Here is a 12,551-nt window from a genome sequence, read left to right as displayed (position 1 = left end):
CTCATGGCACGCCATACAGACAGAGACATACGACCGAGTGGTATCTTTAATCGACAAACAGAACCTTACTTCGAGGCCGTCTACGCAGAGATCGACGACGTGTACGAACGACTTGACGACCTCGAGGAGAGCCTCGACGCTGACAAGGATCCCCAAATCGACTCGATCATCGACGGCCTCGGTGAGCTCGAGAAACATCTCGACGACCTGTCTGACTCACTGGAGACCGTTCATGTCGGTCACGATCTCGGATGCGACCTTGACGAGGACGTCGCTGAGGCGATTCAGGCCCATTATGATGGCCGGCCACCAGAGAGCCGGTGTCATCGCTACATCGTCCCTGACAGCCAACTGTGGAACTCCCGGCTTGAGGCCCGCGACCACGTCTATCTCGGCATCGTTGGTGAAGGTCACTCTCGAATTGATGTCGGCGAGGACGTCTCGTTGCTGGCCCGTATCGAAGGTGAACGCCACGAGCTCCGGGACCTTACGCTCGACGTGGTTGGCGAGAGCATCGATGCCGGCATCGCTCGTGTCTCGACGACCAGCTACGGTTTGTTCGAGAACCTTGCGATCGAAGGCCAGCGCAACCGGATCGGTCTCAAAGGCGACCGACATACTCTCCGTCTCGACGCAACCAAGGAAGACGCAGTCAACGTCGCCCGCGGCATCCGATTTCCCGATGGCGATACGTATCACGAGGATGAGGAGGATGCCGTCGGCTACGCCATCCCGATCAGCGCTGAGCCCGACCACGTCGGGACCAATCTTTGGGAGGCATGCTATCTCGAGGGTTGGTTCGATAACGGCTATTATGTCACGAATGGCCCCGGTGTGAACATTCTCCGGGCGTGCACCGCCGTCAACTGCGCCGGCGCGGCGTTCCGGCTCGGGCATCGCGATCGCCTCGAACAGTGTCGAATCGTCGTTGAAGACCACCCCGGTCATGCGTGGACCGGACTCTGGATCAACGAGGGCGACCGCCAGATTGTCGACGGTCTCGAGATCGAGGTTGACGCGGCCAAGACCAACGAAGTCATCCGCTGTCACCAGGACGGCCCGGCGATTATCCGCAACGTCCACCTCGTCGACACCGGTGGAGGTGGTCGCCAGCTCTCGGTTCGAGCGCCGACGGTTCTCCAGGACCTCGAGATCGAGGCGGAGACGGTCGCCGATTACGATGACTACATTGCCTACCTTCGCGGGCCGGACGTGGTTTTCGAGCGCTGTCGGTTTATCGGTGCTGACCAGGGTGTTGCAACACGACACGGCATGGTCGTCATGGATGGTTGTTCGCGGCCGACGATCCGAGACTGCGTGATCGAGACCGATGGAACAGCACTTCGGTTCGATGTGCCGGTCGAGCGTTGGCGACTCGTCGATACGGATCTTATCGGTGATGTTCTGATTCGCGAGACCTGCGAACTCGATGTCGCGGCCTGGCACGGCGTCTCTCACGATGGCGACGTTAGGGTTAACGGGACGGTTGAACGCACCGGTGGTTCGACTCTCGGTGGCGAACTCGAATCCAACGGTGAGTAGGGAAACGGGTGTTGCCCGTCCCTCCCCCATGGAACCGATATTTTCTTCAAGATACACAAGCGATCTCCGCTCCCTCGGCATACGACGTTCTCACCAAGTAGTCTGGCGCTGAGTGCCTCGGTTGCTGATAGCCAGGCTCGCGAACGACGAAACCGTCGAGAGTTGAAATCAATAAGGATATTTACAAAACCCTCGTCGAATTATATTGTACTTATTATACAATATTGGTCCTTTGGCAATTGATCTTGGTATCGCAGTGTTCGGACGGTTGGGTACGGATCCAGACGCTAAATTCTTGCAACGATTAGCCAAGAAACACCATCTCGGAGGGGTTGTGTTTCTCGTCGGGGCTACGGATATCTGCCTTCAGTCTCTTGATTAGGGTTATACGAGCAGTACGACTAAATTGAGAAGACCTGATCGAAAAATTGATTCACACACTCATAGCCGGATTGATCGCTGCCCAAATTCTGGGTTGATAGTCAGACGAGCGTCACAGGATGAATTGATTAACTTCTGCACTATTGTCCCAAACAATGGCCGAACAAATCAATTTAACGTCAGGTATCGGTGAAGTATGTTACAAGTATGGTATGTATTGTAACACCCTATTTATTGTATTGTGAATATCTAAGAAAGGATGCTCAATGTCGTTCTTTAAAATGTAGTTCTAAGGATGGCGGAAGTCAATATACTCTACCCGTCTCTAATCAGGCCCAAAATAATATTTGTGCATGTATTACAAGTATATGTGCGTAATACCTGGTGAGTCATGGTGATCACCCAGTAGACAAATCGAATAGTGTTGTTCCACCATCCGGAACAATTAATACCGATCACCATGTGTCTACAACCCATGAGAAAAGAAAACAATCAAGAACCAATAAAATCGGTGGTAACAGCTTTTGAGGTACTCGAAATAATGCAAAATTGTAATGGACTGACGGTTTCTGATCTTTCAAGAGAAGCAGAGCTACCAAAGAGTACTGCCTACCGTTATCTTTCTACGCTTAAGGATTGTGGTTATGTAGTGAAATCCAATAATTCCTATAATTTGGGGATGCGATTTTTGGATTTTGGTGAGCATGCTTGTTCGCGGAATCCGAACTATGAGTTAGCAAAAAGGAAAACCAGAGAATTAGCTCAAAAAACGAAGGAGAGGGCACACTTTATCATAGAAGAGCATGGACTGGCAACGTATGTTTTTATGCAGATGGGGGAAAATGCTGTTCGCACCAATAGACGTGTTGGTCAGCGAGAAAAACTTCATTCAACAGCTGCTGGGAAGGCGATTATGGCTGCGTGGTCTGATAGGGAGATCGAGCAATATCTCGAAACATTTAGTTTAGATCCTCAAACCCCCTACACAATCACAGACCAAGATGCACTTTGGGCAGAAATTAAGATCATTCGGGAGCAAAAATTCGCGAGGAACAACCAAGAAAATCTGAGAGAGATCCGGGCTGTAGCAACAGTGGTAAGGGATGAAAATGATGATGTGCTTGGTGCATTAAGTATATCTGGACCAATTTCCCGAGTCGAAGATACCTGGTATGAGGATAAACTCCCTAGTATTATTTTAGAAGCTGCTACCGAGCTAGAATTCAGCATTCGTTATCCATAACATATCTTTTGAGCTTTTAGTTTCACATTGTGGATTCCAATTTAACAGTCGTTTTCGGGTGAGAGAGCGTATGATTGTAGAATTACGACAGTAGATAGTCGATGAGGCCATTCCACCATAAGGAACCGATCATGCAGGAGACTGGGAGATATATTATTTGTTTTATCTGACGTAATACTTTTATACAGCTGATGTGATGTCTTGGTACGCTATGCGGAATCATACCAACACTAATGCAAACCGTCGGAAGTTCCTAAAGGCCGCTGGCAGTACCGGATTGCTCATGGGAGTCGCAGGATGTTTAGGAGATCAATCTGATGAGGCACCAGCGAATGGCAATGGTGACGATGATGGTGATTCTGACTCAGGCTCTGATGCTGCACCAGAGGCTGGTGACACTGAATTAGTGATGACAACTTCAACTTCGGGTTCAGCCTCATTTGCAGCTGGCCAGGGAATTGCTGCAATTATTAACGAGTACTCTGATTCACTGTTCCTTGATGTTCAAACTAGTGATGGATCTGGTGAAAATATCGGGAAACTTGATCGGGATGAGGCAGATATGGGTTATGCCTGTGACTGGAATATGGTTGAATTTGATGAAGGGGAAATAGACCTCACATACACCCCATATCAAGTATTTCACTGGTTCCATATCGCGTGGCCATTAGTAACCCATCACGAGTGGGAATCTGCTGCTGAGATAACATCTGATTCTAGAGTGAGCCCTGCACCTGCTGGTGCTACAGGCACCCGTCGTCCATTGGAAATCGCCCTCGAGCATGAAATTGGTGGCGAATATGAAGACGTCAGTTTTGGCTATGCAGATCAGGGGGCTGCTATGAGCGAAGGTCGGCTTGATGTTGGGGTAACGCCCTATATTAACTTCGATATGGAACCTGGCTATGTCCAAGAACTAAAATCGACAGTAGATCTAAATATGCTGGAGTGGACGGATGAGACAGCTTCCGCGCTTGAAGAAGATGATCGGGTCACAACAGTGGAATTCGATGCTTCTTGGATCGATGGATATCGATTCCGACCTGAGAATCCCTTAGTGACCATGACAAATTGTAAAATGTTTGTGCGTGATGATTACCCCTATGATCCGATTTATAACTTCTTGAGTACTCTCTGGGATAACCGTGAAGAACTCGCTGATTATCATGCCCAATTGGAACCGTATACTGACGATGAACACTGGGTTGCCTTCCCTTGGGCCCAAGAGATTCCGTTCCATCCTGCTGCAGCCGACTTCTATGAGGAAGTTGGTTTGTGGGAGGATGATTTCATCAGAGGTGAGGAGGCATAGTTATCTAACAGAACAACAAATACCCTATTATGATTAAGTATGATGAATTGAGCAAATGGATCGTATTGACTCTCGGAGTACTACTAACGACATTCACTATCTACCATGCGTATAGCCAGTCACTCGTTCGAGTTCGATATGTCAACATATTCCTCGGAATTGCATTATCATTATTTTATGCTGATGAGATAAAAACCCAAGTCACAGAATTAAATCAAAAGCCGAAAACAAGATCTTCTCTATACACATATGCCCAAATTGGCGTCTGTGCGCTTTCTATTGCAGCCATTATTGCGCTAACTTCCTATGTAGAATTTAACTTCGATAGGTTGTATATAGACGCACCGGTTGAAGGTAATACATATATGGATCATATAGTCGGCGCTCTAATTATTTTAATTGTGATTGATGCAACCCGGCGGGCTTATGGTAATATTTTAGCAGGAGCAGTCGTGCTTTCTATTGTTTACGCATTCGTAGGACCATGGATGCCTGGAATATTCCGCCACAGTGGTATGGCATGGGAACAAGTCGCAGGGAGTGGAGCAATCCGTCTGAGTGGTGTGTATAGCTTTATCATGGGTGTCGGCGCAACATGGGTTGCAATTTTCATTATGTTTGCAGGTGTAGCAAAAGCTTATGGGGCACTTGATCATATCCTGGACATTTCTAACGAGGTAAGTAAGAAAATGAAATCTGGGATAGTTCATTCCGCTTTGATCTCCAGTATGGCTATGGGCTCAATAACAGGTAGCGCGGCCGCTAATACAGCTACAACTGGGAGTTTTACTATTCCAATGATGAAGGAACAAGGAATTCGGAAGGATTACGCGGCTGCAATTGAATCAGTCGCTTCCGCAGGTGGGCAGATTCTCCCGCCGATTATGGGAGTGGCTGCTTTTCTTATGGCAGATATTCTCGGTGTCTCCTACGTTCGTATTATTCAAGCTGGCCTTCTCCCAGCAGTGGTTTTCTACCTTGGTATTGGAATCACAATTCATTTCTTAATCTTACGGCATAATTGGACGTCTGATAAGTCCGGCTCGATCGACTATGGGGTATTCTTGAAAGGAATCCACTTTTTAGTTCCATTGATAGTCCTTATATACACCCTTATCGTGCTTCGATATTCCCCCTTGACAGCTGGACTCTATACAATGGTGACAATGATTGTTGTTGCGTTACTCAAATCAGTGATCACCAAAGAGCGATCTGTGTCTTCAGTCAAAGATACTGCATCTTCTACCATCATCGGCTTCCGTGATGGGGCCCGTGATATGGCGCCTCTCGCTAGTATCCTGGCAGCAATGGGAATCATCGTCGAAATGGTCACTCAAACCGGACTCTCGCAGAAAATTAGTATTCATATGGTCTCGTTAGGAGGCGAGATTTTAATCCTGGTCTTAATACTTGCAATGATCACGAGTATTTTATTTGGATTAGGAATGCCTACACCGGCTGCTTACATCCTCGTGGTTATCTTAGCAGCTCCTGGGGTCATTCGAATGGGAGTACCAGAACTTTCGGCGCATATGTTTGTGTTTTATTTTGCTATGCTTTCAGCAATCACTCCACCTGTCGCGATCTCTGTTGCAATTGGAGCGAGAATAGCCGACACAAACTTCCTCAAAGCATGTAAAAGCGCGCTGCACATTGGTGCTGCAGGCTTTCTCGTACCATATATTTATGTAGCAAACAGTAGCTTAATTTATTGGTCCTTACCAATGACTCTATACTCGCTTATTGCCGTTATTATTGGGTTGGTGGCATTCTCAGCGGCAATTGTCGGCTATGATGGACATAACTCGATCGGCTATGTAGGACGAGTCATCTTCTTGTTCCTCTCGATAGGTGCGCTTTTCGCACCTGTATCGCTGCAGATTATATTTGCAGTTATTATTCTTACTAGTCTGGCCTTTTTACATTTGAAAGCAACTGATCAGTTTCTCTCGGTAACTCGTGGCTGAGCATCCATGTCCCATAATATCATATAGTATCAGATGATTGTGTGAACAAGAGAGGTATAGAGATCGCGTCGGTTGAAATTACTCTGGTATAAGAGTGGAAACCTTAGTTAGGGTTTAGAGACCATATATTTGACGGGCGTTCTCACTAAAGATTCGCTGGCGGGTTTCTGGATCAATATTCCGAATTAGAGCCCTTGGATTGTCGTTGTCCCAGTGCGGATAGTCACTGGAGAAAACCACGGTTTCGTCTGCGTGGATCATCTCAAAGAGATATGCTAAATGTTTTGGATTCTCGGGTTCTGCTATTGGCTGTGTACTGAACCAAATGTTTTCTCGGATGTATTCACTTGGTGGACGGTTGAGCCAAGGAGTTGATTCTTTCACTCCCTTCCAAAGTTTGTCCATCTTCCACATGAAGTACGGAAGCCAGGCAAGACCTCCTTCAAGGAAAACCCAATCAAGATCTGGATATTCCACAAAAACACCTTCGTAAACTACACTCGCCAGATTACCCATAATAGACGTTGGTGTAACCATATGTCGTTCAGGATACGAAATTGGAATCCCTGCAGAAGTCGATGCAGACCATGCATTTCCGTAAGTCCCTGTTGTAGTGTGGACGGCGATTGAGAGTTCTTTGGCCTCAGCAATCTCATAAATTGGCCAGTACCGCTCATGACCGTAAGGCGACTGATCTGCACCGGGGAGCATCACCTGAACAATCTGGTTATGGGAACTCAATCGTTCGATTTCGTCAACAGCGTGTTGAGGACTTTGTGGTGCAACAATTATCGACCCAAGAAGACGATCATCTTTGTCAAGCCACTCCTCAATGAGCCAGTCATTATACGCTTCAACAGCTGCCTTAGCATAATGGACATTGGGATGAACCGCGAGTTTGACTTGCGTAAGTGGACCAGTGAGAATAGCATAGTCAACTTCGAAATCTCCGAAAAGCTGTTCCTCCAGCAGATCATAATTTGATCCTGGTGGACCACCATCATCTGGAACAGCATCTCGACGGCTAAGTCCATGTGAAGCGATGGGATTTACCCAACCGGGGCTACCCGGCGGAGTAAGACCTCGGTCCTGGAAGTGGTCCGCTAAGTATTGTGTGATCTCTTCTTCAGACGACCAAGTTTGGTGGACGTCACAGTCTATGAGTAATGACCTTTGTTTGGTACTTTCAGCTGCGTGGCTATTTGCCATGTGGTAACATGCGACTCCAGACCTTGTAAATGTTACTGTAGAAGCTCAAATACCTCGAGAATACCGACGGAATACACTTGTTGAGATCACCGTAAAGTACAATATCTCTCGAATAAAACAAACACTGTGATACGGGAACAGCTGGCCATGTTGAGAGAAAGATAGATAACATCATTTTGTGAACAATTCCTAAAGAGAATACAAGAATGAGTGATAGATATGAAGTGTGTTCGGTTCGAGAGTTACCTCCCGGGCATTCGAAAATTATTGAGGTAAAGGACGGTAGACACTCTATTGGCGTATTCAATGTCAATGGAGAGTTCTATGCATTAGCAAATATTTGTCCACATCAACTTGCCCCGTTATGTGAAGGAACGATTACGGGTGAGATAACTGGAGACAGAGCGGGTGATTTTGAACTCACTCGTGATGGAGAAGTAATTCGCTGCCCTTGGCATGGATGGAAGTTTAATATTAAAGATGGAACTTCAGTTTTTAACCCACATAAGCTCAAAACTAGGTCATACAAAACTGAAGTAGAAAAAGTTCCGCAGTGCGTTAAGTCAAATATTGAAGAATATGGTACACGCCTTGAAGGTGATGAACCTCCTGTTGACAGTTATGAAGTGGAGATCGAAGATGAACTCATAGTGGTATATGCTTAAATATCACCGAAGAACACTTACTTGATTACTCAAGTAGTCTATCAGACGCACTAGCAAGAAGAAACCAACCTTGTCCGTATGATGTGTTCCCTAATGGAACACCAGGCCCACCTGGTGGGAGTGCAACTCTGTTTACATTTCCTAAATCGTCGACAAAACCCTTTGAAGCCTTCAAGGCCTTTTTTGATGCCTTGAGATAATTGTTCCCATTAGTATACTCTCCGTCCAGGGACATATTAATAGCATATATGAACATAAGAGTACCAGAGGTTTCTAATGATGATGCTGGGTCATCAAGAATATGATGCCATAATCCGCTACTGTCTTGAAAACCAATTATTGATTCTAACAGTTCTACTAGTGTGTCTACTACTTTTTCATAATTTTTAACGTCGTCAGGTAAGTGGATTAATGTGTCAATGATTCCTGCAGCAGCCCAACCGTTCCCTCTAGACCAGAGTGAGCTTTCGGGATAGGTATTTGGCGTCTCTCTCCAAATATGTCTAAATAACTGAGTGTTTTCATCCCATAAATATTTCTTGTGAATTAAGATTTGGTTTACAGCTTCTTGGAATGCCCTGTGATTATTCGTAACTTCACCATATCGTGCGAGAAAAGGTGAGACCATATATAACGCATCAATCCATAATTCATTTACAATAGTATTGTATGAAATGCCGCCGTCAGCAGTTCTTTTTGCAGAGATTAGATGGTTGTATTGTTTTTCTGCTGCTTGTAAATATTTCTCATTCCCACTCATCTCATACTGGTCTAATACGCTGTAACCCAGTGTCGCTGGTGAACATTGGAAATATCCTGATTTGTAATCCGGCCATTCCGGTGTGTCGAGTACTGTAGGATCTAATGCTCCAAGTGAGAGTGCACCGCGACTAGTTTGTGTCTCAACTGATCTATCAATTAGGTTTTTAGCGCCCTGTACAAACCGTTCCTCCTTGGTTTTTAGTAATCCATTGATCCCTACTGCTTTTTGCCATGTCTCCGCCTCCATATTCCGATTTAGAACATTATTCGCTACTCTTTCCTCTAGTTCCGTGATCTTTACTGCCATAGGGCATGTTATGCTCTAGCATTATTTATAGATATGCGTATGGTGGAATATAGTATTAAACAATTGATTAGTCCTGTCAATTGACTAATAGGGCACAAAGACTCTGTTGAACTCCTTAATGAGTTACAGATTCAGTCGGTATTTTGACTAGATGCAGGCCCTCCCAAAGTCTCGATTGCTCCGATTTGTCGAGGAAGCATTTCAGTTAGCGCAACGTGCTGTGGCTCGATACTCCTCAAAGTTCTCGAAACAACGCTACACGCTCCATCAGCACATCGTTTTCCTGTATCTCAAAGTTCGGAAGGACACAACGTATCGAACACTTCTTGACGAACTCATCGAGATGCCTCGTATTCGGAGTGCGATCAACCTCACCGAACTTCCTTCCCCGTCAACGCTGTGCAAAGCGTTCGATAGACTCGATATGGCGGTCTGGCGGGTGCTTCTCAATATCTTTGTTTCACTGTTCCCGACCAACGGTGTTGCGGGGATCGACGCTTCGGGCTTAGACCGTAATCACGCCTCAAAGCACTATACAAAACGGACAAAGATAACGATTTAGCAGTTGAAAGTCACACTATAGGTCGATACAAGAGTAAACGCAATCCTCAATCTCCACGTTACAACGACCCGCAAGCACGATATACAGATCGCACCGTCACTCATCAACCGCAACACAGCTGAAGTCGAAGTCCTGCTCGGTGACAAGGGATACGACGATCAGCAGATTCGAGCAACGGCCCGTAAGAACAATATTCGTCCACTCATCAAACACTGTGAATTTTCCTCACTTCAGAAAGCATGGAACGCTTGATTGGATGCCGACCTCTACGCTCAACGGAACCAGAGCGAAACGGTGAACTCTCGACTCAAGCGTAAATACGGTGCGTTCGTCCGCTCACGACGCTGGTGGAAACAGTTTCGTGAACTCGCCCTTGCATGTCTCGTCCACAATCTCGACCTAACCCACTAACGATCAGTACAGACTGTCTATTCAGCGAGGATTGTCCGTTATCCACTCTAAAACTTCACTCGCATGTTCGTCCGGTGGGAAGATTGGATAGAAGACGTATTCGATACGTCCATCAGAGACCATTAACGTTAACCGCTTCAGATAATCGTCTCCCTCAATGTTGAACCTCGGCAAGTTAAGTTCATTCGCCAGTTCCCACTCGGCATCGCTGAGCATTTCGAAGGGGAGGTGCAAGCGGTCACGGACTTCACGTTGGTACTCACTTGATTGCGTAGACAGTCCGAACACCTCTCCGACTCCATTGTCCCGAAGTTCGTCGTAGTGGTTTCGAAACCCGCACGACTCAGGAGTACAGCCACGGGCACCCGGTATATCTTCCCACCCTTCTGGGATCACGTCCTCGTCAGGACGCCCCGTCATTGGATAGACGTAGATGACGGTTCGTGGTGGAAGGTCTTGGAGGCTGACCGTCGTATCGTCAGTTTCTGGGAGAGACAGGTTGGGCATTTCCATTCCCTTGAGATGGTCGACCTCACCATCATCTTCAGGTTCTGGCAGGTCGTCCGGAAGAGGGAAGTCGTGGGACATGATGCCGAGTATAGCTCCTAAGCAAATATATTTGGCGGGAATCTCCATGTTGGACACCGATTTCAGACTTCTTTCTGAATAGTGAGACTTGGATCACTAGTGCTAAGCGAATGTTATTACCGCGATGAATAGACTCTACCAACCGACTGTATCATTCCATATTGTATTTGAAGAATAGGATTCAACAGAGCCGACACAAAAGACTTAACATGTGATGTGGCTATCCATAGCATGGTAATGAGACCGATAGGAAAACTTGCTTACTTGGCACAACCACAAGAGGTCCAAATTAAAGAATATGAAGTACCTGAACCAGTGTCTGGTGCTATATTAACAGAGGTAGAACAAGCAAACGTTTGTGGATCAGAGTTACACATTTGGCGAGGACATCACCCAGAAGTTAAAAATGGTGTACTTGGCCATGAAGTATTATGTCGTGTAAAAGAACTCGGCTCTGATGTAGACACAGATTATGCTGGTGAACCAATTGAAGAAGGTGATCTCGTTGCTCCAGCATACTTCCTCACATGCCAACGATGTCCATCGTGTCTTAAGAGCCAATTTAATTTATGTCAAAACGCATATGAAAATTGGTCAAAACCACCTAATGAACCCCCTCACTTTCACGGTACATTTGCTACCCATTACTTTATTCACCCAAAACAATATTTCTATAAAATCCCAAAAAAGTTAGATCCAAAAGTAGCTGCTGCAGCGAATTGTGCCCTCTCACAAATGTTGTTTGGCTTAGATAAAGTTGATCTCAGTTATAATGATACTGTAGTTATCCAAGGTGCTGGCGGTCTTGGATTGAATACGATTGCAATTGCAAAAGAATATGGCGCAGAAACAATTGTTATTGAGGGTGTAGATGGCAGAATTGAACGAGCTCGCGCCTTTGGGGCTGATCATATTATAGACTTCCGAGAGTATCAGACTGTGGAAAATCGGGCTAAACGCGTACAAGAACTCACCGATGGGCAGGGTGCAGATGTTGGAGTTGAGGTTGCTGGTGTACCAGATGCATTTGCTGAAGGAATTCAGTTGATCAGAGATGGTGGGCGGTATCTCGAAGTCGGAAATGTGAGCCCAGGGCATTATACCTCGTTCGATCCAGGATTATTGACGAGAAAAGCAATTACCATCGTACCCGTGATTCGGTATCAACCATGGTATCTAAAAAATGCCCTTCAGTTCTTGACAGATAATATTGATGAATACCCATTCCAAGAGCTAATTGATGCAGAATTTGATTTGGTTGAGGTTGATGAAGCTTTAGCTAAATCGGACTCTCGTGAAATAACTCGAGCAGCTCTTATCCCTAACCATCAAATTCAATGAACAGTTTGCCTGTGTAGATTCTTCCTACTATAATCCCCAATATTGATCAGTTTGTTTCCAGGTTATCTTTTGTTATAATCATGTTGTTTTTTACCTATTCTACGTAATACCTCCAATTCGCCAGTTTATTCAACTGCTCTTGATTCTCATCGATAAATCGCTATCCAATTTCTTTAAATTCGGTGGCCGTCTCTATATATCCAGTTTACATAGCAACCTTCCCAGACCAGGATTATTTCAGTAGCCGATGTGCATATGATG

Annotated in this window: 9 protein-coding genes and 1 pseudogene; 7 read left to right on the top strand and 3 right to left on the bottom strand. The window is 45.9% G+C overall.

What is annotated here, in order from left to right:
• The first annotated feature begins 3 nt into the window (after positions 1-3).
• The 4 genes from NMQ11_RS03890 (at position 4) to NMQ11_RS03875 (ending at position 6,445) form a co-directional block, all read left to right on the top strand.
• Positions 4-1,542: a hypothetical protein gene (locus NMQ11_RS03890; protein ID WP_255170088.1), complete on the top strand. Its 1,539-nt coding sequence runs from the start codon at positions 4-6 to the stop codon at positions 1,540-1,542.
• An 856-nt stretch (positions 1,543-2,398) separates the two neighbouring features.
• Positions 2,399-3,166, top strand: a complete 768-nt coding sequence (locus tag NMQ11_RS03885; RefSeq protein WP_255170087.1) for an IclR family transcriptional regulator — start codon at positions 2,399-2,401, stop codon at positions 3,164-3,166.
• 211 nt (positions 3,167-3,377) lie between these two features.
• Positions 3,378-4,478 (top strand): TAXI family TRAP transporter solute-binding subunit, encoded by a 1,101-nt coding sequence (locus NMQ11_RS03880; RefSeq protein WP_255170086.1) that lies wholly within the window; start codon positions 3,378-3,380, stop codon positions 4,476-4,478.
• A 29-nt stretch (positions 4,479-4,507) separates the two neighbouring features.
• Positions 4,508-6,445, top strand: a complete 1,938-nt coding sequence (locus NMQ11_RS03875; RefSeq protein WP_255170085.1) for a TRAP transporter permease — start codon at positions 4,508-4,510, stop codon at positions 6,443-6,445.
• A gap of 114 nt (positions 6,446-6,559) precedes the next feature.
• On the opposite strand, the gene NMQ11_RS03870 is transcribed toward NMQ11_RS03875, so the two are convergent.
• Complete coding sequence (locus NMQ11_RS03870; protein WP_255170084.1) at positions 6,560-7,654, bottom strand: amidohydrolase family protein; 1,095 nt, start codon at positions 7,652-7,654, stop codon at positions 6,560-6,562.
• 206 nt (positions 7,655-7,860) lie between these two features.
• On the opposite strand from NMQ11_RS03870, the gene NMQ11_RS03865 reads away from it, so the two are divergent.
• Entirely contained in the window at positions 7,861-8,319 is a 459-nt protein-coding gene (locus tag NMQ11_RS03865) for a Rieske (2Fe-2S) protein (RefSeq protein ID WP_255170082.1), read from the top strand.
• Positions 8,320-8,344: 25 nt separating this feature from the next.
• Here NMQ11_RS03865 and NMQ11_RS03860 read toward each other — a convergent pair whose 3' ends face one another.
• The gene (locus NMQ11_RS03860; protein ID WP_255170081.1) at positions 8,345-9,388 is read right to left on the bottom strand and encodes a glycoside hydrolase family 88 protein; all 1,044 of its coding nucleotides are present in this window, start codon (positions 9,386-9,388) and stop codon (positions 8,345-8,347) included.
• A gap of 151 nt (positions 9,389-9,539) precedes the next feature.
• Between NMQ11_RS03860 and NMQ11_RS03855 the strand changes: the two are divergent.
• Positions 9,540-10,361: pseudogene (locus NMQ11_RS03855) on the top strand (IS5 family transposase).
• A 21-nt stretch (positions 10,362-10,382) separates the two neighbouring features.
• On the opposite strand, the gene NMQ11_RS03850 reads toward NMQ11_RS03855, so the two are convergent.
• Positions 10,383-10,949, bottom strand: a complete 567-nt coding sequence (locus tag NMQ11_RS03850) for a peroxiredoxin (protein ID WP_255170080.1) — start codon at positions 10,947-10,949, stop codon at positions 10,383-10,385.
• Positions 10,950-11,186: 237 nt separating this feature from the next.
• On the opposite strand from NMQ11_RS03850, the gene NMQ11_RS03845 reads away from it, so the two are divergent.
• A complete protein-coding gene (locus tag NMQ11_RS03845) occupies positions 11,187-12,290 on the top strand; it encodes a zinc-binding dehydrogenase (protein ID WP_255170079.1) in 1,104 nt (367 codons plus the stop codon).
• Positions 12,291-12,551: the final 261 nt, after the last annotated feature.

It is taken from the genome of Natrononativus amylolyticus, from assembly GCF_024362525.1.
Lineage (GTDB): Archaea > Halobacteriota > Halobacteria > Halobacteriales > Natrialbaceae > Natrononativus > Natrononativus amylolyticus.
The sequence above is the reverse complement of the archived record's forward strand: the minus strand, read 5'-3'. Positions and strand labels throughout refer to the sequence as shown.